Origin of the sequence: Streptomyces sp. NBC_00224 (genome assembly GCF_041435195.1) — a bacterium.
Classification (GTDB): domain Bacteria; phylum Actinomycetota; class Actinomycetes; order Streptomycetales; family Streptomycetaceae; genus Streptomyces.
On sequence record NZ_CP108106.1, the window covers coordinates 226,908 to 246,259 of the forward strand.

Annotated in this window: 19 protein-coding genes and 1 pseudogene; 9 read left to right on the forward strand and 11 right to left on the reverse strand. The window is 68.8% G+C overall.

Annotated elements, in window-relative coordinates; genetic code table 11:
- Window positions 1–622 precede the first annotated feature (622 nt).
- Window positions 623–1,534 carry a LysR family transcriptional regulator gene (locus tag OG965_RS01080; RefSeq protein WP_371648133.1) on the reverse strand — a complete coding sequence of 304 codons (912 nt, stop codon included), beginning with the start codon at window positions 1,532–1,534 and terminating at the stop codon, window positions 623–625.
- A 239-nt stretch (window positions 1,535–1,773) separates the two neighbouring features.
- Between OG965_RS01080 and OG965_RS01085 the strand changes: the two genes are divergently transcribed.
- From OG965_RS01085 to OG965_RS01105, 5 genes are all read left to right on the forward strand, one after another.
- A complete protein-coding gene (locus OG965_RS01085) occupies window positions 1,774–2,709 on the forward strand; it encodes an NADP-dependent oxidoreductase (protein ID WP_371648135.1) in 936 nt (311 codons plus the stop codon).
- 42 nt (window positions 2,710–2,751) lie between these two features.
- Window positions 2,752–3,393: a Type 1 glutamine amidotransferase-like domain-containing protein gene (locus tag OG965_RS01090; RefSeq protein WP_371648137.1), complete on the forward strand. Its 642-nt coding sequence runs from the start codon at window positions 2,752–2,754 to the stop codon at window positions 3,391–3,393.
- A gap of 20 nt (window positions 3,394–3,413) precedes the next feature.
- Complete coding sequence (locus OG965_RS01095; protein ID WP_371648138.1) at window positions 3,414–3,857, forward strand: carboxymuconolactone decarboxylase family protein; 444 nt, start codon at window positions 3,414–3,416, stop codon at window positions 3,855–3,857.
- Window positions 3,858–4,081: 224 nt separating this feature from the next.
- On the forward strand, window positions 4,082–5,029 hold the full coding sequence (locus OG965_RS01100) for a hypothetical protein (RefSeq protein ID WP_371648140.1): 948 nt from the start codon (window positions 4,082–4,084) through the stop codon (window positions 5,027–5,029).
- A 347-nt stretch (window positions 5,030–5,376) separates the two neighbouring features.
- The gene (locus OG965_RS01105) at window positions 5,377–5,721 is read left to right on the forward strand and encodes a hypothetical protein (protein WP_329404317.1); all 345 of its coding nucleotides are present in this window, start codon (window positions 5,377–5,379) and stop codon (window positions 5,719–5,721) included.
- A 261-nt stretch (window positions 5,722–5,982) separates the two neighbouring features.
- Here the strand turns inward: OG965_RS01105 and OG965_RS01110 are convergent, their stop codons facing one another.
- Together OG965_RS01110 and OG965_RS01115 are read right to left on the reverse strand one after the other, a co-directional pair.
- Window positions 5,983–6,204, reverse strand: coding sequence for a hypothetical protein (locus OG965_RS01110; protein WP_371648142.1), 222 nt, complete (start codon window positions 6,202–6,204; stop codon window positions 5,983–5,985).
- Window positions 6,205–6,284: 80 nt separating this feature from the next.
- Window positions 6,285–6,668 carry a tautomerase family protein gene (locus tag OG965_RS01115; protein ID WP_329404314.1) on the reverse strand — a complete coding sequence of 128 codons (384 nt, stop codon included), beginning with the start codon at window positions 6,666–6,668 and terminating at the stop codon, window positions 6,285–6,287.
- A gap of 234 nt (window positions 6,669–6,902) precedes the next feature.
- Here OG965_RS01115 and OG965_RS01120 point away from each other — a divergent pair, with 234 nt between their 5' ends.
- Window positions 6,903–7,679: an SDR family oxidoreductase gene (locus OG965_RS01120; RefSeq protein WP_371648144.1), complete on the forward strand. Its 777-nt coding sequence runs from the start codon at window positions 6,903–6,905 to the stop codon at window positions 7,677–7,679.
- Window positions 7,680–7,719: 40 nt separating this feature from the next.
- Here OG965_RS01120 and OG965_RS01125 read toward each other — a convergent pair whose 3' ends face one another.
- The 6 genes and pseudogenes from OG965_RS01125 to OG965_RS01150 all read right to left on the reverse strand — a co-directional run bounded on the left by OG965_RS01125 (window position 7,720) and on the right by OG965_RS01150 (window position 13,795).
- Window positions 7,720–8,205, reverse strand: coding sequence for a LysR family transcriptional regulator (locus OG965_RS01125; RefSeq protein ID WP_371648147.1), 486 nt, complete (start codon window positions 8,203–8,205; stop codon window positions 7,720–7,722).
- Between the two features lie 967 nt (window positions 8,206–9,172).
- Window positions 9,173–9,367, reverse strand: a complete 195-nt coding sequence (locus tag OG965_RS01130; RefSeq protein ID WP_371648149.1) for a hypothetical protein — start codon at window positions 9,365–9,367, stop codon at window positions 9,173–9,175.
- A gap of 75 nt (window positions 9,368–9,442) precedes the next feature.
- A complete protein-coding gene (locus OG965_RS01135) occupies window positions 9,443–9,727 on the reverse strand; it encodes a hypothetical protein (RefSeq protein WP_371648150.1) in 285 nt (94 codons plus the stop codon).
- Window positions 9,728–10,381: 654 nt separating this feature from the next.
- Window positions 10,382–11,500 carry a glutamate--cysteine ligase gene (locus tag OG965_RS01140; RefSeq protein WP_371648152.1) on the reverse strand — a complete coding sequence of 373 codons (1,119 nt, stop codon included), beginning with the start codon at window positions 11,498–11,500 and terminating at the stop codon, window positions 10,382–10,384.
- Window positions 11,501–12,509: 1,009 nt separating this feature from the next.
- A pseudogene (locus OG965_RS01145) lies at window positions 12,510–12,800 on the reverse strand (PRC-barrel domain containing protein); the annotation flags it as partial.
- 542 nt (window positions 12,801–13,342) lie between these two features.
- Window positions 13,343–13,795: a winged helix-turn-helix transcriptional regulator gene (locus OG965_RS01150; RefSeq protein ID WP_371648154.1), complete on the reverse strand. Its 453-nt coding sequence runs from the start codon at window positions 13,793–13,795 to the stop codon at window positions 13,343–13,345.
- Window positions 13,796–13,935: 140 nt separating this feature from the next.
- On the opposite strand from OG965_RS01150, the gene OG965_RS01155 reads away from it, so the two are divergent.
- Together OG965_RS01155 and OG965_RS01160 are read left to right on the forward strand one after the other, a co-directional pair.
- Window positions 13,936–15,444 (forward strand): MFS transporter, encoded by a 1,509-nt coding sequence (locus OG965_RS01155; RefSeq protein ID WP_371656809.1) that lies wholly within the window; start codon window positions 13,936–13,938, stop codon window positions 15,442–15,444.
- Window positions 15,445–16,205: 761 nt separating this feature from the next.
- A complete protein-coding gene (locus OG965_RS01160) occupies window positions 16,206–16,409 on the forward strand; it encodes a hypothetical protein (protein WP_371648155.1) in 204 nt (67 codons plus the stop codon).
- Window positions 16,410–16,504: 95 nt separating this feature from the next.
- On the opposite strand, the gene OG965_RS01165 is transcribed toward OG965_RS01160, so the two are convergent.
- The gene (locus OG965_RS01165; RefSeq protein ID WP_371648156.1) at window positions 16,505–17,812 is read right to left on the reverse strand and encodes an IS4 family transposase; all 1,308 of its coding nucleotides are present in this window, start codon (window positions 17,810–17,812) and stop codon (window positions 16,505–16,507) included.
- A gap of 109 nt (window positions 17,813–17,921) precedes the next feature.
- Between OG965_RS01165 and OG965_RS01170 the strand changes: the two genes are divergently transcribed.
- Window positions 17,922–18,692, forward strand: coding sequence for a transposase family protein (locus tag OG965_RS01170; RefSeq protein ID WP_371648158.1), 771 nt, complete (start codon window positions 17,922–17,924; stop codon window positions 18,690–18,692).
- 69 nt (window positions 18,693–18,761) lie between these two features.
- Here OG965_RS01170 and OG965_RS01175 read toward each other — a convergent pair whose 3' ends face one another.
- Window positions 18,762–19,193, reverse strand: a complete 432-nt coding sequence (locus tag OG965_RS01175; protein WP_371648160.1) for a VOC family protein — start codon at window positions 19,191–19,193, stop codon at window positions 18,762–18,764.
- Window positions 19,194–19,352: the final 159 nt, after the last annotated feature.

Consider the following 19,352-nt stretch of genomic DNA (forward strand, 5'->3'; position numbering starts at 1 on the left):
GAACACGTCCGGCCAGGGACATCTGGCTATGGCGTGCGCGGCGCCGGAGCGGCACCGCCCCGGGCGGGCGGGCGCCGGCCGTGCCGGGTGCTCGGTAAGCGACATAGCGGGCGTCGTCACCGCTCCTCTCCGCCCTCCAGGTCGCAGCGGTCTGCCCGCTGAAGCCGAGCAGTCGGTTGAAGACGAAGGCGGCAAGCTCGGTGGCGAGGTCCATAAGAGGGGCGTTTCTGGTGGGCCGGGGCCGGCTGCTGAAGTCGGCGCCCACCGCGCTGCTGACGCGTCCATCCCTCCAGCACCGCCTCGAAGACCGCGTCCTCGGGACGCAGCAGGGACACGGGAGGCAGCTTTTCGGGCCGCCGACCTCGCCGTTCGCCGAAAGGCCCGTTCAGTGACGGTCCGTCACCTGGGGTGGCTTGCGTGAGCGTCCGCCCGGGCCCTCGCCACCGCTCGTTCGTCCCCCTCGGCAGACGCCTCAACGAACGTGCTCCGGCTCACGCCCCGAGCGCGACGGCCCCGGCGCCCGACCATGATGCCCGCGTTCCCCGGTGGACTCCGTGTCCGGCACATGCCGCCGAACGCGCTCAAGAGGTACGCCCTTTCGGAGCTGGTGCACGGATCGGCATCAGCTGCGAACTGCGGGAGAAACCCGCGCGGCGACTTTCTGGGCAGCCTGGTTGAAGGCGTGGATCTGAGGGGCGGTGTTGGTGACGAGCCAGGTGGGCACCCATTCCAGGGGCGGTGCATCGCTCAGCGGAAGATACGCGACGCCGGGGCGCGCGTAGAACCGCGACACCTGGGCGCCCATCACGAAGGCCCCTTCGCCGGCATCGATCAGGGCCAGGGCCTCCTGGAGCGTCTCGAACTGCGGGCCCGGCTCGACGGGGCGACCTGCGGGCGTCACGTGGGGGGTGCGGTCCGCGCGCCAGTAGTCGGAGAACGCTCCGGCCACCTGCAGCATCTTGATCTCAGCCAGGTCTTCCAGCGAAACGCTGTCACGGCGCGCGAGCGGGTGGCGGGACGACACTCCCAGCACCCGGGGTTCGGAGAACAAGACCGGCCCGGTGACCATGTCGGGTTCGTGGTGCGGCAGGCTCACGACCAGAAGGTCGACATCGCCTGCGCGCAACCGCCCGAGGCCGTCGACGATCTGCATTTCCCTGGGCCGGACCCGCCAGCCGGGGTGTCGTCGGTCGAACAGCCGGGCGGCCTGGACCATGAGCTGTCCGGCGGCGGCGCCGAGGAAGCCGACCTGGAGAAGGCGGTCAACGCCGCGCGCGGCGTTGACCGCCTTCTCCAGCCCAGCCTCGATCTGGTCGTAGGCCGGGCGTACATCGTCGTGCAGCAGCCTGCCGGCCTCGGTGAGGCAGACGTGACGGCTGCTGCGTTCGAACAGCGGCGTACCGATGTGGCGTTCCAGCCGCTTGATGGTCTGGCTGATCCGGGCAGTGCTCACGTGCAGACGTTCGGCCGTGCGGCCGAAGTGCAACTCCTCGGCCAGCGTCAAGAACGCCTCCAGCTCAAGCCGCTCCAGCACTCGTTCCTCCGGACGTTAAATCCACCTTAACGATCCTTGCACTATGCCAGCTTGTTCGCACATCAGTCCCGTAGCAGTCTGAGCGAGCCGACATCATCCGGCACTTCCACCTCACACCCGAGGGCTTTCCACGGGTGGACTGCCCTCTGGCTGCCGGCAGAAGCAGTGAGGGTGAACCGAACCCACCCGCATAGCCGGACCATGACGGACGGCGTGCCAGACACCAAGGGATCATCACGATGCGTGCCATCGGCCAGGACTCCTTCGGCAAACCGGACGTCCTGAAGATCATTGAGGTGCCGCGCCCCGTGCCCGGCCCCGCCGAAGTGCTCGTCCGGGTATGTGCCGCAGGGGTGAACCCGACCGACTGGTGGCACCGGGCCACCGGCGGGCTGGCGGGCGATGTTCCGATCCGCCTGGGCTGGGACGTATCCGGTGTGGTCGAAGCGGCCGGGCCGGGTGTCACCTTGTTCGGACCCGGCGACGAGGTGTTCGGCATGCCGCGCCAGCCGGCTCCTGCCGGGACCTACGCCGAGTACGTGGTCTCCCCGGCCCGGCACCTGACTGCCAAGCCGCCGGGGCTCTCCCATGTGGAGGCCGCCGCCCTCCCCCTGGCCGCGCTCACCGCGTGGCAGGCCCTCGTCGACACCGCCGATGTTCGCCCCGGGCAACGCGTGCTCATTCATGCCGCAGCCGGTGGCGTCGGACACCTGGCCGTCCAGATCGCCAAGGCGCGCGGCGCACATGTCATCGGCACCGCTCGCGCCACCAACCACGACTTCGTACGAGGACTGGGCGCCGACGAGGTCATCGACTACACCCGCACCGACTTCGCCACCACAGCCCGCCACATCGACGTCGTGATCGACACCATCGGTGGCGACTACGGGCCGCGCTCCCTCAACACCCTGCGCCCGGGCGGCATCCTCGTCTCACTCTCTTCCCCCGCCGAGGCGCACCTGGCGGCCGAGGCCCGAGCTCTCGGACTCCGCTCCACCTTCATGATCACGGAAGCCGACCAGGCGGGCATGAAGGAGATTGCCTCCCTCGCCGCATCCGGCCGACTGCGGGTGCGCATCGACACGGTCCTGCCGCTCGAACGGGCTGCCAAGGCACACGAGATCGGCGAGACCGGCCGTACCGCCGGAAAGATCGTGCTCACCGTCTCCGCCTGACCCTCCCCTTGCCACGAGCCCCCTTGTCACGAGAGCAGGACCATGCGTTTGTTCCTTTCCTCCTGGAAACTCGGGGACACCCCCGCATTGCTGGACGACCTCGCCAAAGACGCCCGAACCGCAGCCGTCGTCGGCAACGCGCTGGACGCCCTCCCCGTCCCGCAAAGACAACAGGCCACCGGCCGGGAGGTCGCGATGCTGCGCGACCGCGGCTACCGGGCAACCGAGATCGACCTGCGGGACCACTTCGGTGATGCGGGCACGCTCGCCGAGCGCCTGTCCGGCTTCGGCGTCGTCTGGGTCCACGGCGGGAACCCGTTCGTCCTGCGGCTGGCCATGGCTCTCAGCGGTGCTGACGAGCTCCTGACCGGCATGCTGCGCCGCGACGCCCTCGTCTACGCCGGCTGGAGCGCCGGCGCCTGCGTCCTGTCGCCCAGTCTGCGCGGCTTCGAACTCGTCGACGACCCCGCCGACGCCGTCACCGCCTACGGCCTGCCGGCGCGCTGGGATGGTCTCGGCCTCCTGGACTACGCCTTCGTTCCCCACTTCCGCTCGCCGATCCCCGAGAGCGAGCCGATCGAACACGTCGTGGAGCGCTACGAGCGCGAAGGAGTGCCCTACCGCGTCTTCCGCGACGGCGAGGTCGCCCTCGTCGATCAACCGTCGACCGCTGCAAGCCGATAACCCACTCGAAGGAGAATGCCATGACGTCCGTACGACTACCGGTGGACAAGCTGGCCCCGCACATCAACCGCGCCCTCAGCTCGCTCGACGCCGCCTCCCGGAAGGTCAGCCTGGAGCCCGCGCTGCAGGAGCTGGTATGGGCACGCGTCTCCCAGCTCAACGGCTGCGCCTACTGCGTCGATCTGCACACCCGGGACGCGCGTACGGCAGGCGAGAGCGAGCGCCGCCTCTACGCACTGCCGGTGTGGCGCGAGACCCCGTTCTTCACCGACCGCGAACGGGCCGCCCTGGAGCTGGCCGAGGCGGCCACACGTCTCACCGACGGCCCCGTCACCGACGAGGTCTACGGCCGGGCGGCCGCGGAGTTCACCGAGGTCGAACTCGCCGAGCTGATCTGGACCATCACCGTGATCAACGCCTGGAACCGGCTGGGCGCCAGCGCCCGGCCCTGGCCACTCGACTGACCGACGCCACGACCGGGTCAACGGGCAGCCGACAACGGACGCTGCCTGGTGTCGGCTGTCGTGGACCGGTACTTCCATTGTCAGAGGCTGCTGGCAGCATCGCCGCTATGAATGTCGTCCGTACTACCCCGCCGCGACCGCTCGACGTCGCGGCGGTCTTCCCCCAACTTGCCCCGCTGGCACGCACGGCGACCCGGTTGCATCCCCGCCGCGGAGCTCCTTCGTTGCACGACAGCTCGATAGGCGGGCCACTGCTGTGGCCCGCCGACGAGCCGTGGCCGCACTGCGACCTCCCGCACGAGGGCGGGGGCTACGCGCTGGCCGAGCTGCGCCTGCAGCAGCGCATCCGGGCGAGCGAGGCGGTGCACCCGGACGGCGAACCACACGTTCCCCAATACACGTCTGAGGAGCAAGCGGTCCTGGAGCGGCTCAACTCCGACGACACGTGGCACGACGACACGTGGCTTGCGGGCCCGGTCGCCATGCTGCCCTTGGCCCAGTTGTACGCGCGCGACATTCCCACCCTGCGCCCGCCCGGACAGGCCGGGGCCGATCTACTCCAGGTGCTGTGGTGTCCCTTCGACCATCCTCCGGAGAAGTACATGCCGAGGACCGTGCTGGTCTGGCGGTCCGCGGCCGCCGTCACCGAGATCCTCACCTCACCCCCCGAGCCGCCGCTGGTGGTCGAGGAATACGTGCCGGAGCCGTGCGTGGTCGCCCCGGAACAGGTCACCGAGTATCCCAGCCCCATGGAGTTGAGCAAGGAACTGCGAGAGCGGATCGGGAACTGGAGCACGTGGCAGGCGGCCGACGCCGGTGTGGACAGCGTCTACGCCCCCTACCCGGATTCGTTCTACGGGAGCCACCTGTCCGTCGCCCCCGGCTGGAAGGTCGGCGGCTGGCCCATGTGGGGCTACACCGATCCCGCTCCCCAGTCCTGCCCCGCCTGTGACACCGAGATGGACCCGCTGCTGACCATCGATACCTTCGAATGGGACAGCAGCAACCGAAGCTGGATCCCGTACGAAGACCAAGCGGCTGCGTCCTCCCCCGACTCGCGCTACCGCGACCTGCGGCAACCGACCGCGGTCCAAATCGGCAGCGGCTACAAACAGCAGATCTACATCTGCCCGGCTGCGCCGGAGCATCCCCACACCGAGCTGATGCAGTAGCCGGGCCCCACCAATGTGCAGGAGCGCCACCACGAAGTCACCTCCCCGGCCGGCGACTACACCGTCGAGGGTGCCTGGTGACCTGATTCCCTGCGCGTCCGCTCGCCCAGGAACCGCCGATGCTGGAGAACCACTCCGACCCCGGCCTCAGAACCGACACCCGGTGGCCGTACGCAGCGATGCGCCGCCGATGGCGTGCCAGTGCCCGCCCGGGCCGACGTCATCGAGGAGAACCCGGGGCGGCGGTAGGCGGCTGCGGCCACCGGGAGGTTGTCTTTCTTCCCACTCCCGCCATCCAGCAAGAAACCTCATGGTCCAGCAGCGGGCTGCGGACCCATAATCCGGATGTGGACCTCTCGGATGACGGCCCGGCCCTGGATGACAGATGGGCGCAGAGCGACAACAACCTGTGCGGGCTGCTGCCGGACAGCCGGAACGCCTCGCACATCGCCGAGCGCTTCGTGCGAGCCGGATGGCGGTCCCGGTCGTCCTCCTGGGAAGGCTACGAAATCGAGACCAGCTGGTGCCGCATCGAAGCCGACCCCACCGACAATTCCGCCACCCTGCTCAACGGCGTCATCGACCCGGACCGGCTCGACGACCTCGCCGCACTGCTGACACGGTTCGGCCTCCGCTTCCACCTTGAGCTCTACGACGACGAGCGCGACCTCATCCGGGAGATCAAGGGCTGACCGGGTCGGGTGACGCTGCATGCGTGCGAAGGCAGGCGCGGGCCGTCCGGCCACAACTGGAATGACCGGATGAAGCAGATCACCGCGATGGTCCTGGACATCACCACGTGGTTCGACCGCGACCGGTGGAATGCCGCGCTCCACGAGAGCGGCTTCAGCGTCGAACGCCGCTGACCACGCGGCGAGGAACACAGCCCGAAGACAGGCAGGCGCGGTGCACCCACCTGCCTCGGATGCTCCGGCCTGCCGGTGGCCGCCTGCTCACTGGGCGGCGAGGGTGCGCCGGGCGAGCGGCGCCATCGTCACCGCCGCCTCGCTGACCGCCCACACATGCCCGCGGCGCACCGGCCCCGGATCGCTGGGACTGCGGGGGCGGTAGCGCAGCAGGTGGTGGCGCTGGGCCACGTGCGGCAACACCAGCTGGCCCCACTGGATCGCGGCCCTGCGGTCGCGCAGCCGGGCGCCCAGTCCCCCGCACCGCACAACGAATCCGCCGGGCCGTGCGGTCGTATGTCGGACGGTCCGGAGACGGTCGGAACTGTCCGGCCCGGTCAGAAGGGGCGTCAGACGAGGTACTGTGCCTCGCCGTTGCCCAGCGACCAGTCGGCATCGCTGTTCTCGGTCAGCACAACGAACATGTTGCGGGGTTCCGTTCCGGCATGTTCCTGGGCGAGTTCGGCGATGCGCCGGTACAGCGCCTGCTTCTGCTCTGCCGGACGGCCCTCCCGCAGGGTGATGGTCACATAGACGATGTCGTCGTCCCGCCGCACCCCGAGGTAGGTGCCGTGCCGCAGGAGGCCGCTCTCGCCGTCGTGGGCCGTCAGGATCTGGAACCGGTCGTCGTCCGGGACCCCCATCACCTCTCCCAACGCCTCGTGCACGGCGCGCCCCAGGGCAACCAGGCGCCCGGTGTCACGGCCCAGCACGTCGATACGTACGAGCGGCATGCGTCCTCCAACCACGGGACCAACAGTGTCTCAGCCCAATCGTACATACCAGTAGGTACAGAGTAGGGTGCGGGGCCCGGCAAGCATTCAGCAGCCGCCTCAAGTGACCCCGTTGCCCTAAGAGTTGCCCATAGGAGTTACCTATGGGCCCCGCTGACATTTCGTCTTTGCCTCCCGTTCCTCCTCGGTCCTACCGTGAAACCAGTTCACAACAGAAAGAAAAGGACCAGCGAAATGACCAGCATCGAAAACGGATCGACGACGCGGGAGCTCAAGGGAAAGCGGGCACTGGTGACGGGCGGAACCCGAGGGATAGGAGCGGCCGTTGTCCGCCACCTCCTCGACGCAGGCGCCGAAGTACTCACCAGCGCCAGGTCGGCCACGGTCCCGGTGCCGGAAGGAGCCGCCTTTGTGGAGGCCGACGTACGGACCGCGGCCGGGACCCAAGCGCTCGCCGAGGCCGCACACAAGAGCCTGGGCGGCGTGGACATCCTGGTCCACAACGCGGGTGGAGCGCAGCCGTACGAGAGTGCCTCGGACATCCCCGACGAGGTGTGGCAGGACGCGCTGGACCTGAACTTCCTGGCCTCGGTGCGGCTGGACGCACTGCTGGTGCCGGGCATGCGGGAGCGGCACTCGGGGGCGATCGTGCATGTCTCCTCGGCAGCGACCCTCGCCCCGGTGGGACCGTTCCTGCACTACACGGCGGCCAAGGCGGCCCTGGAGAACTACAGCCGGGGCCTGGCCCTGGAACTGGCTCCGGCCGGCATCCGGGTCAACACCGTCTCTCCCGGCAGGGTCGCCACCCCGGGCGGCGAGGCGACGCGGGAGCAGTGGGCGCAACTGAACTCGGCGGCGGGCCGGACCGGCGCCGAGGGCACCACCCCGCTGGGACGGGACGGCCGCCCCGACGACATCGCGCACACGGTCCTGTTCCTCGTCTCCGACCAGGCGGGCTGGCTGACCGGCAGCAATCTCTACGTGGACGGCGGCGAATTCCCCCGCAACTGACGTTCGGCGGAATTCCGGAAATACTGCTTCCGGACATCCGTCAATGCGAAATCAGCGGGGGCCAGTTCTCCTGGCGCAGGAATGCGAGTAGCGCCGTCTCCGCCGGTCCCGCACCGGACCGGAGCACCGCGATCACGGGCTGGGTGACGGCCGGGAACACCGGCCGCACCAGGTGTTCGTGCCCCGGGGGCACGGCGGAGGCGGGGACGAGCGTCGCGCCCAGTCCGTGAGCGGCCCAGCGAACGGCGGTCGCGGCCTGCGACACGCGGGCGGCCGTGGCCGGGGCGAGCTCGTTGTCCCGCAGCGCGTTCACCGCGACCTCCGCCTCCCGCAAGAAGGCACGCCCGACCACCGTGGGAACCAGTCCGCTGGGCGTACGGGCGAACAGCTCCACGCCGAGGTCCCGCTCCAGGCCGCGGATCTGCTGGGAGACCGACGGCTGGGCGACGTGCAGCCGCTCGGCCGCCGCGGTCACCGAGCCCGCCTCGGCGACGGCCAGCGCGTACTCGAACTGACGAAGACTCATACCCGTACCCTCTCGGCGACGGGCCCCGGATCAGCCCGTCGGCATAGCTGTCACAGTCAGTAACTCCGGCCCGTTGCGTGGGATTCCCGTACGTCCGGCCTCGGCCGACACTCGCGGACGTTCCGGCCGAGCCGAGCTGCCGCGCGGCGAAGGTCCTCGCCTAGGTGCGTGATGAGCTGACACTGCGGAACCAGCGGCAGTTGGAGCACACCCACTTCCACGTCGGAGTGGCTGCCCGGCAGCGGGACTTTGCCGATCTGACGCAGCGGGTGCCCTCGCCTCGGACACCTTGCTGCTGTCGCACAGGGGACAGGGCACTTTCATCCAGCTCGGCGCCGTGGAGCGAGGGCCCGACGGCCGACCGGGACACGGTCGTCGGAGGCGCCGACGGTCACGTGGTCTGTACACACGCCCATCGGCCATCGATTTCCTGATACGTAACGGCTGTGCCGTCGAGACAGCAGAAACCCGGCCCGCGTACACGGAGGTAAATCTCTGGAACACCAATTACGTCAACGGCAACTGGCACGGCGGCTTGATCGACGTGAAGTTGACCATCAACTCGATCGCCGACTCCCGCGCGACGGGGTACAGAGCCGCCACGGTCTCCTCGGCCGTGGCAGGTCCCGTGGCGCCCTTTACCGCTTCATGGGACCAGTTGGCCTCAGCGGCCCTCGCGAGATCGTGGACATGGTGTGCAAGGTCGGCCCGGAACTCCAGCACCAGCGTGCGTACACACTCCCCTCGCCAACCAGAGAGTTACCAGCACCTCAAGAAGAGCCGCGCCGTCCATAGCCGCATCCTCGCAGGAGCCCGGCCTTCCACAGGGTCAGGCCGCCAACGGCACTCCCACCCGTATCTCCCCGACGACACCTGCGGGGACGTCCACGCCCGGCGGCCCCACTGCAGGCCGGACGCAAACAGCCGCCAGGTGACTTCGACCGCCCAACCGACCGCTTCCTTGTTCCTAGTCGTCCCCGCCGGTGGTCCCGTTCACCTGCCGGCGCCGGTTCTTCCCGGAGCGACGCACCAGCTCGCCCGCCGCGAGCGTCATAGCCGCCACCACACGGGTCCACCGGGGCCCACCACGCTCCGCCCACACCACACATGCACACCCGCCCACCGCGAGCGCCAGAACACCAAGCAACAGCAGACCGATCATGTTCCCCACCTCTGCGTTCGTTCGTACGGTCCTGCTGATCGTCTCAGGCCGACGAAAACGCTGACATGCCTTGGCTCACGCTGCGAGGGAGGAGCGCATGCGGTCCAGCCCGCGCAGCACCTCGTCGCGGTTCTTCGCCTGCTTGATCCACCCGGGAAGGCGCCCGAAGAGCCCCATCTTGCGCCAGGGCTCATACCAGGGGTCGTGCTCGCGCAGTGTCGCCCGCACGTACTGGCGCAGCAGATTGAGGTGTTCAAGGTTGTACGCCCACAGGCGCCCATGCCTTGCATGGGTCTGGAGCGAGAGCGGCTCACGGAAGTAGGGATCGAGCATGTCCGGGCCGCCGCCCCACGAGAACACGACCGGAGCGTCCTTCTCGCGTTGCCGTGACAGTCCACAGTGACGGCACACGAGCCGCCGCGGCACGTCCCCACTCGACACATTGTCCAGGGCATTGCGGGCGGCCGTGGCTATCTGCGCCTGCCGTGCGCACCGGGGACAGCGCACCAGTAGCCAGCCTGAGACGGCGAAGTGATGCTTCCCGTATCCGGGATCCCGGAAGCGGGCAGGGTAGAATGTGGTCATCACCCCAGTATGCGGGTGGGGGCTCTCGGACTCGCGGCAGTATCGGTCAGGACGACTCGACGATCCCCCGGACCACCCTGATAGGGCTCCGTTAGGTGCTCCTGTTCTCGCTGTTCGGGAGCATGTTGGGTGTGTGGGCAGGCGGCAAGTTGAGGATCTGCGTGCCGAGTTGGCGGAGTTGCTGGCCGATGTGTTCGTGTCGGTTCCGCGGCGGGACCAGCGGGCAAAGGGTGGCTGCTGTCTGCGGGGGCTGATGCTGGACGGGCGGCGCAGTCCATCCAGGCGATGGCTGGCTGGCTCGCTGGACGGCAACGAGCAGAACCTGCAGCCGGTTCAGCGCCGCGAGCTCCCTACATCCACCCTTGTGGCCGGGGTCCGACCACCTCAACAAGGCAGTGCCCACACCGGCATCGACGCACCGCGTCCGGCTCAGGCGCTGCCGGCAGTGATCTCCGCGCAGCGGGTGGCCACGGCGCCGAGCGTGCCCTCCGTACGCAGCAGCCCGCGCTGGACGCGCGCCCCGTTGCCGTGCTCCCGGAGGCGGGCGATGCTCTCCCGGACGCGATCGTCGTCGCCGTGGTCGGCCAGGGCTTCGCGCACATGGGCGTAGAGCGCCTCGACGGCCCACTCCGGGGACGTCTCGCGCATCGTCTGGGGATCGATGAGCGGGCCGTCCAGCCCCGAGCGGCCGGCGCGCCAAGCCGCCAGCCGCAGCAGGCCCGTACCGACCCTGGCCGGAGGCTGTCCGTCCCGCCAACCGCGGGCGGCGGTCTCGACCAGGCCGCGTACCAGGGCCGCCAGCAGGACCGGGGTCGACGCCTCCAGACAGACGTCCGCGACCCTGACCTCCACCGTGGGGTACGCAGCGGACAGGCGGGCATCGAAGTACATCATCCCCTCGTCGCGCAGCACCCCGATGTCGAGCATCGCGCGCACCTGCTCGTGATAACGGTCGGCGGACCCGAAGACGTCCGTGGGTCCGGCCGAGGGCAACCGGTTCCACACCCGGCTGCGGTAGCTGCCGTATCCGCTGTCCTCCCCCTGCCAGAACGGCGAGTTCGCGCTCATCGCCGTCAGCACAGGCAGCCATGGGCGGATCCGATCCAGGACCGCGACGCCCTCCTCGTCCGACTCGACCGACACGTGGACGTGGCAGCCGCAGGTCAGCTGCTCCTGCGCGGTCAGGCCGAACTGCTCGCCGACCCACTCGTACCGCTTGCCCGTGCTCAACGAGGGCCGAACCGGCAGCGGGGAGGTGCCGAGGGCCGCGACCAGCGCCCCGGCGGACGCAGCATGCCGGGCGGCTTCCATCCGCCAGCGGGTGATCTCCTCCAGCAGCTCCCCCATCTCCGTCACCGGTTTGGTGGCGAACTCCAACTGCTCCTGCTGCAGTTCCTTCTCGAAGATGTGCCCCTGCGGTCCGCCGCCCTCCGTCCGCTGTCCGACCGACCAGCCCGCGGCCGCCAGCACGGCCCCCGACAGGGCCAGCGGCTCACCGCTGCGGGCGTCCACCAGCAACAGCTCCTCCTCCAGGCCTACGCTTCGCATGCCGCCGCCCATCGGTCCGCCGTCCACATCGCCTTGCGCCTGCCCTGCCCCACCCAACCATGCGGGTGCCGACCAGGGCGGTCGGGCGGGCAGGCGGCATCCTGCGGGTTGAGGCGCCGGGTGCGGGGCAGGCGCGCCGTCGGTGGCGGCGCTGCCCGCCCCCCGGCTCATGGGCGGATTCACCGGAGCCGTTCTCGCCGCCCAGGGAACCAACACGACGCGAGCCGGACCGTCTCGTCTTCTCATTTCGCCGGATTCGCCGAGGTGCTCAGGACGGCAGCGCCCGCGCATGCACCCGCCGGGCCGGTTCCTGGCCGCCGCCGCTGGGCAGGACGCGTCCACAATGTCCTGCCCCGGCTCGGGACCGTCCTCGAAGACCAGCTCGTACCTCTGAGTGGGCATCGTCTTCCATCCGCCCTCGGGGGCGTCGGGCAAGATGCTGCGAGCACATCGGGCAGCGCTCAGGACCATGCTCGGCCGCAGCCCGAAGGCAGGCATCTTCCGGGTGCCGGACGGTGACGACCAGCCGGGCCGGTGATGCATGCACGAGGGGCCGGGGCGGCCGATCCGGCCGTGCACCGTAGGCGCCGCAAAGGCCGCGCGCGGCCTTCCGCAGCGGGAGTTCACGCATCTGCGCACCGCCGCCAACCGCCGACGGCTCATACGTAACGGCCACCACCGTCAAGCCACAGCCGCACTCGCACCCCCTCCCGGCCGCACCTGGGTACCAGCACCACGCTCAAGAACCCTCGCCACCGCACCGGTCGCCAACCTCATCGACCACACCCCTGACGTCATCCGCAAGGCCATGGGCCAGCCCGACCCCGCCTGCCCCAGGCCCGCGACGCCGATCCCGGCGCCATGCCAGCGGGCGCCCAGGCAGGCGAGGAGAACCGCAATCCCGACAGGGACCAAGTAGTACAGCCCATGGACGACCACCCCATCCGGCCCAGCACGGTGGCCGCGACGACGAGGAGAGTCCGGTGCCTCTTCGGTCGGTCGACTTGCCTCAGCGGCGGGCCAGTTGACGCTCACCCGACATACCGGGCTGGTAGACGAGGCCGCAATACTGGAAGATCTCCGACTCCTGCCCGGCGGGCAGCACGTCGTCCGTGCCGATGGAAGGGGCCTCGCGCACCAAGGACTTGGGGTAGGGCACCTTCACATACCCCGGGCCCACGACGGCGTCGGCCACCGGGACGAACAGCAGCCGGTACCGGGTGGGAAGGCCGCACCGTACGGTGGCCATGGCGGGCCTGTCGGTCATGGTGTCCACATAAATCGCCTCCAGGACCTGGATATACACCCACGACCGGCTCAACCTCAGTGATACCACACGACGTTCGGACGGACCGGGCAAAGCCGGCCCCGGCGCTGCCGCCTCGGCGCGGTGCCCCTGGTCCAGGATCGAGATCGTCACGCCGCACGATGCTCGGGCCCGCTTCGCGCACGGTCCGGGCAATGAGGCCTGGATCAGCTACAAGAATCACCAGACCGAAACCTGCGGCACCGATATGCCCAGCGTCATCGTGCACTCGGCGACACAGGAGGTCCCTGAGGACGACCTATCGGTCTTCGAACCGATCCACCGGGCACTGGCTCGACGCGGTCTGCTGCCTAGCGAGCATCTGGTCGACGTCGGCTACGTCTGGCCACACGTCGCCCTCCAAGCATCCGCTGCCCACGCCGTCCCTCTGCTCTGCCCAGGCGGAGGCGCTCACCGCGGACACCCCAACATTCCAGGGTTCTCGCGCTCCGGTCAGTCACCGGATCACCCCAGGACCGCCGTCCCGGCCTGCCGAACTCCGGGTCCGCGGTAGAGGAAGAGTTGGCAGGCTCTGCTCAAGCCCCGTCCATCACCGTCTGCGCGCTCACGGCCTCGGCCTCGCGCCGGTCGTACTCGGCGCGAGCGGCGCCGATCTCGTCCTGGTGGTCCTCGGTCCAGGCGACGAGCGTCTGGATGGTGTCGTGCAGCGTCACGCCCATCGGCGTGAGCTGGTAGTCCACGCGCGGAGGGACGACCGGGTGCACCGTGCGGCGCACCAGTCCATCGCGCTCCAGCTGGCGCAGTGTCACGGTCAGCATGCGCTGGCTGATCCCGTCGATCTCGCGCCGGAGTTCGGTGAAGCGCAGGGTGCGGCGGTCGAGCAGGGCGATGGCGAGCAGCGACCACTTGTCGGCTACACGGTCGAGGATCTGACGGACCTCGCAACCCTCTCGGGTGTCCCACTGGCGGGCCTGGTCGGTATCGGTTCCCGTGCAGTAACTCGGTGACTTCAAAGTGCCTTCTTCCATGGTCCTCCAGGATGCACCAGGCTCAAGTCGGTAACAAGAAGGAACCGACTGGCAGTTCGGTAATCGCCTGCGACGCCTTCGTTCTCCCATGTCTCCCTTCCCCGATCACGTCAAGGAGCAGTCCTGTGTCCACGTCGTCCATGTCACCACCGTCGGAGCCCGGCGCTGACCGCCTGAGCGGGCGCGCTTGGGGAACGCTCTTCGTACTGTGCGGAGCGATCTTCCTGGAAGGCATCGACGTGGCCATGCTCAATGTGGCCCTGCCGTCGATCCGTGCCGACCTGGGCTTGTCCACTGGTGAGTTGCAGTGGGTGATGAGTGCATACGTCGTGGGCTACGGCGGGTTCATGCTGCTGGGCGGACGAGCCGCGGACCTCTTCGGCCGTCGGCAGATGTTTCTGTTCTGGCTCACCGTGTTCCTGCTCTTCTCCGGCCTGGGCGGTCTCGCCGACGACGGACGCACGCTCATCGCCGCCCGCTTTGTGACGGGGGTCGCCGCCGCATTCATGACTCCTGCCGGGCTGTCCATCATCACAACCGGCTTCGCGGAGGGACCGCAGCGCGACAAGGCCCTCCTGATCTACTCCGGCACCGCGGCCGGGGGTTTCTCCATCGGCCTGGTCGTCGGAGGGCTGCTCACCTCGGCCGACTGGCGCTGGGTGTTCTTCGCCCCCGTAGTCCTGTCGCTCGTGATCCTGGTCGCCGCCCTCACCCTCATCCCCAAGTCCGTGCGGCCCGAGCGCGCCGGGCAGCGTGTCGATGTGCTCGGCGGGCTCACCATCACCGGCGCGATCGTGCTCTTCGTCCTCGCCGTCGAACGCGCCACCCACACCGCCATGGGCCAGACGCTGGGCACCCTCGCGGCGGGCTTCGCGCTCCTCACCGCCTTCGTATTGACCGAACGCCGGACGGCCGCCCCGCTCATGCGGCTGGGGATCCTCCGCAACGGCTCCCTGGTGCGCGCCAACCTCGCCGCCCTGCTCTTCTCCGGTGGCTTTTTCGGCTTCCAGTTCATCGCCGTGCTGTACCTGCGGGAGCTGCGAGGCTGGTCCACGGTCCAGACCAGCCTCGCGCTCCTGGTCATCGGCATCGACGCCGCCCTCTCACCCACCCTCACCCCCAAGCTGGTCCACCGATTCGGCAACGCCCCGGTCATCTTCGGCGGCATGGTGCTGGCTGCGCTCTCGTACGCTCTGTTCCTGCCGGTCGGCGCCGACTGGACGTATGCGGCGATGTTCCCCAGCCTCATCACCCTCGGTCTGGCCTTCTCCCTGGCCTACGGTCCGCTCACCATCGTCGCCACCGAGGGCATCGACGAGGAGGAGCAGGGACTCGCAGGAGGCCTGCTCTATACCTCCTTCCAGTTCGGTGCCGCCCTCGGCCTGTCCGCCGTCACCGCCGTCAACGTCGCCTCCACCGATGACGGCGGATCCCCCAAGTCCCTGCTCGACGGCTACCACGCCGCCCTCCTCGTCCCGCTCATCGCAGCCGTCCTCGCCGCGCTCGTCAGCGCGTTCGGCCTCCGCGATCGCCCCCGTGCGACGGATGACGATGTCCCGCGGGCCACGTCGGCCACCGCCGAAAGCGCTGCGACAGCAGGGGCAGCGGCGATGAGCCCCACGGAGACGGACGTGGCGCCATGGCGCTGAAGTGCCCTCCTTCCGCAGGGTGGAGGAGGCGTTCCTCCAGTACATCAGCGACATCGAACAATCGATCAAGGGAAGCCCACCCGGGGCCGCCTACGACCCTCGCGGCTACTGGCCCGGCAGACATACGAACCCGACGCACTACGTGTTGCGCATCGAGCCACGGCGGGTGCAGGTACTGCACGGAAGGGATTTGAGCAACCGGATCTGGACCAGCGAAGGCGGGGCACAGGGCCCCTCAGTGCGCCCCCGACCACGACCAGGGGCGCACCCCGCACGTTTCGACACTGTCCGGCACATCGTGTCCGACTGCCCGCCAGCCAGCCCCTCGCCGAAGCTCTCCGGTGCCCCTGGGAACGGCCGACTGAACCCGGTCGGTAGACCCAGGCCCAGCTCCGCCGCAGCGGGCGAAACGGGTTTTTCTGGCGGTGGAACCGAGCTGGCGTCGTCACCTACATCCGTGATCAGCTCCGGCGCCGGATCCGTGCTAATGCCGCATCAGGCAACGTTCGCCCTCTCGACGGGCGTGACTCCGTCTCGTGTGGAGCAGCAAGTCATGCGCGATGATGCGACGCGGCTCAGGATCGCTATGTGAACAGGCGGACGTCGCCGTCGCCTGATTCCGGCCCAGACGTGGCAGCCCCATGCCGCGTCTCCGCGATCTGGAAGGACCCAAATGCCGATCGTCCTCATCTCCCCCGAGTTCACGCAGGAGCAGTACGAGGAGACCAACCGCAAGTTGACGGGGGGGGGGCAAGAACCGGATGGAATCTCCAGCCGACTGGCCCGTAGAAGGTTTGCTCGCACACATCGCGGGACAGGGCGAGAGCACCTTCCGCGTCGTCGACGTCTGGGAGTCCGAGGAGGCCCTCAACCGCTTCGCCGAGATCCTCATTCCGATCCTCCGTGAGGCCGGTGTCGAGGGCGACCCGGAGGTGTATCCGGCACTCACATATGTGTCCGTCTAAAGGCAATGCCGTTGCGTTACGGGCTTGCGGGTTGGGGTCTTGTGATGAGGACCGCTTGAGGTCCGGTGCGGGTCGGCTGTGGCCAGGAACGGTGTTCAGTTCGCTTGAGGTGGTAGTTGGACATCTTGCGTTTCACCACGCGGGGCTGGCTGCGGAGGCGTCTGACGGGCAGGAGCCGCTCCAGGAGGTCCTGCTCGAGCATCACCAGTGCTCTGACCAGGAGGGCAGGGGGAAAAACTGCCCGGCGTGACGGTCACGCTGCGCCGGGCAGAGCGCAGGGTTTCGGTGAAGGAGACCCGGTCAGGGTCCAAGCCACGGGTGACAGCCGTTCTCAGCATGAGTTCCCGCAGAGCGTGGTGGACCAGCAGGTGTGCCCAGATCTGCTGGTGAATACCGTCGGGTGTTTTGCTGCTGAGTACGACGCGTGCGCCACGCTGATGGGTCTTGATCTCGGCGAAAACGGACTCGATCTCCCAGCGTTCGCGGTAGAGCGCGGCCAGCTGCCGGGCAGGATACCGTCGGGCGTCCAGCAGGCTGGTGACCAGGCGATAGCCGTCGGTCTCACCCTCACCAGCCCGGTCCCTGAGCCCGTAGGCCAGGACACGGACCACAACCGGCTCCTTGCGGGCCGGGCTGCTGCTCGCTCTGATGTGTGAGAGCCATGACCCGTCGCGGAACTGTTTGGTGACGGGCAGGACGCGGTTGGCGGGCACCCGCCACAGCAGGTCGGCGCCGGTGGCTGTGAACGCCTGCCACAAAGGGACGCCGAGGAACTCACGGTCGGCCAGTACCAGCTGACCTGGGCTGGTCGAACGCGGCAGGCGGCCTACCAGAGTGACTTCCCCGGTGCGGCAGCCAGCCAGTTCCGCGTCCAGCACTGCATGGCTGCCGATCTCCACCAGAGCTGCCATTCGCACTTGCGGAAACGCGCTCCTGCCCGACCCGCGGCCACTGCCCGGACGTCCGAAGGCAGTCTCGTTGGCTTCACTGTCCGCGACGTCCCAGCACGTGCCGTCGACGGCGAGCAGCCGCAAGCCCCGCCAGAACGCGCCGGGCGTCGCCTCGGTCGCCATGGGCTTCGCGGTCGTGGCGAACAACACCCGCAGCGGCTCGGAGCCCAGCCGCTGCCGGGCCCTGAACAGTGAGGACTTCGCCGGAACACGCCAGTTGCCCAGCAGCCCCGAGCTCCGCAAGCCATCGACGAGATGGCGCATCACTTCCAGATACGGGGCAGGTGAGAACAGGGCCAACGCCAGCACGAAGTACACCACCAGCCGCGCGGGAAGCAGCCGCTGACGTCGCTCGGCACGTCCGCACGCCGCCACCACCCGGTCCACCAAACCTGGCGGATACACCCAGGTCAACAGGCCGAGACCCGATAAGTCAGACACACTCGCAGCCATCCGAACCACCCCCGGGACGAACTGCCAAGCACAGTACGCCTACAGCGAAGGCAACGGCATTGCGTCTAAAGGGTGTTGCACAAGGCTCTGAGCTGGGCATCTCCCGTGTATGGCTGGGGTGTTAAGGGCTAATCGGGTGTGGGTGGAGACGTTCACGGGGCTGCGGTTGACGCAGTTCTCGGGTCTGTTGAAGGTGGTGCGGGAGCGGGGCGGCAACGGCACCCTGCGGGGCCGGCCGTGGTCTCTGCCGCTGGCCGAGCGGGTGCTGATGGTCGCGGTGTACTACCGCACGAACTTGACCATGCGGCAGCTGCGCCCGCTGTTCGGTGTCTCCTCCTCCACTGTGTGCCGGGTCGTCCAGCGTCTGGGTCCGCTGCTCGCGATCGAGCCCGCCGGCCGCCCGGTGGACGCGGCGGACCGGTTGTGGATCGTGGACGGGACGCTGATCCCGGTGCGGGACCGGAGTGTGGCGGCCTCCAGCCGCAACTACCGATTCTCCGTAAACGTGCAGGTCGTCGTGGACGCTGATACCCGGCTGGTGATCACGGCGGCGCGGCCGGTGCCGGGCACCACCGCGGACGCTCACGCCTGGCGGGCGTCCGGGCTGAGCCGGCACTGCCGGGGTGTGACCATGCTGGGCGACGGTGCCTACCTCAACTGCGGGATGGCGGTACCGCACCGCAAACGCCCGGGACGGGCTCTGCTACAGGCCGAGGAGGACGACAACGCCGAACACCGCAAGGTCCGCGCCCGCGTCGAGCACGTCATCGGCCGGTTGAAGAACTACAAGATCCTGCGCGACTGCCGCCAGCGGGGCGACGGGGTCCGACACGCCATGCTCGGCATCGCCCGACTGCACAACCTCGCTCTCACGGGATAGCTTCTGCCGCATACGAGACCTGAGAGGTCCCCGGGAGACGGCTCCCCCCCTCGCAGTCTCGGAGGAGAATCAGGCGAGGCAGAACTCGTTGCCCTCGATGTCCTGCATCGTGATGCACGACTCGTTGACGCCATCGGCGCGCTGCGTCAGCACGTGTTTCGCGCCGAGCGCCATCAGCCGTGCGCATTCGGCCTCGAGTGTGGCCAGGCGCTCGTCACCCACGAGCCCTGTGCCGACCCGCACATCAAGATGCACCCGGTTCTTGACGACCTTGCCTTCGGGAACTCGCTGGAAGAGCAGGCGCGGGGCCACACCCGAGGGATCAGCGCACGCGAAGTAGACCTCCTCCTCAGGCGGCAGCGAGTGGTGGTACTCCTCCCACGTGGCAAAGCCCTCCGGGACTGTCGGTACGACGTACCCCAGCACCTCGCACCAGAAGGCGGCGAGGCGCGCAGGTTCCGCACAGTCGAAGGTCACTTGGAACTGCTTGATCGTTGACATCGGCGCACGATAACAGGGGCCCCGCTCATCTCCCCGGGCGGGTGGATCCACACGTTGCCGGGAAGACAGCCCCTGCCATCCGCTGCTGTGTCGTGCGGTCACAGGGGTGAACCGAGGTCGGCGCCTCTCCCAAAGGGTGGGACCCAGGATCCGATCTCA

Coding starts and splice junctions, on each gene's coding strand:
- OG965_RS01130 (WP_371648149.1), bottom strand. CDS start 9,367: ATGATCGGTCTGCTGTTGCTTGGTGTTCTGGCGCTCGCGGTGGGCGGG.
- OG965_RS01160 (WP_371648155.1), top strand. CDS start 16,206: ATGGAATCTCCAGCCGACTGGCCCGTAGAAGGTTTGCTCGCACACATC.
- OG965_RS01095 (WP_371648138.1), top strand. CDS start 3,414: ATGACGTCCGTACGACTACCGGTGGACAAGCTGGCCCCGCACATCAAC.
- OG965_RS01085 (WP_371648135.1), top strand. CDS start 1,774: ATGCGTGCCATCGGCCAGGACTCCTTCGGCAAACCGGACGTCCTGAAG.
- OG965_RS01155 (WP_371656809.1), top strand. CDS start 13,936: ATGTCACCACCGTCGGAGCCCGGCGCTGACCGCCTGAGCGGGCGCGCT.
- OG965_RS01140 (WP_371648152.1), bottom strand. CDS start 11,500: ATGCGAAGCGTAGGCCTGGAGGAGGAGCTGTTGCTGGTGGACGCCCGC.
- OG965_RS01175 (WP_371648160.1), bottom strand. CDS start 19,193: ATGTCAACGATCAAGCAGTTCCAAGTGACCTTCGACTGTGCGGAACCT.
- OG965_RS01120 (WP_371648144.1), top strand. CDS start 6,903: ATGACCAGCATCGAAAACGGATCGACGACGCGGGAGCTCAAGGGAAAG.
- OG965_RS01125 (WP_371648147.1), bottom strand. CDS start 8,205: ATGAGTCTTCGTCAGTTCGAGTACGCGCTGGCCGTCGCCGAGGCGGGC.
- OG965_RS01150 (WP_371648154.1), bottom strand. CDS start 13,795: ATGGAAGAAGGCACTTTGAAGTCACCGAGTTACTGCACGGGAACCGAT.
- OG965_RS01090 (WP_371648137.1), top strand. CDS start 2,752: ATGCGTTTGTTCCTTTCCTCCTGGAAACTCGGGGACACCCCCGCATTG.
- OG965_RS01170 (WP_371648158.1), top strand. CDS start 17,922: ATGGCTGGGGTGTTAAGGGCTAATCGGGTGTGGGTGGAGACGTTCACG.
- OG965_RS01165 (WP_371648156.1), bottom strand. CDS start 17,812: ATGGCTGCGAGTGTGTCTGACTTATCGGGTCTCGGCCTGTTGACCTGG.
- OG965_RS01115 (WP_329404314.1), bottom strand. CDS start 6,668: ATGCCGCTCGTACGTATCGACGTGCTGGGCCGTGACACCGGGCGCCTG.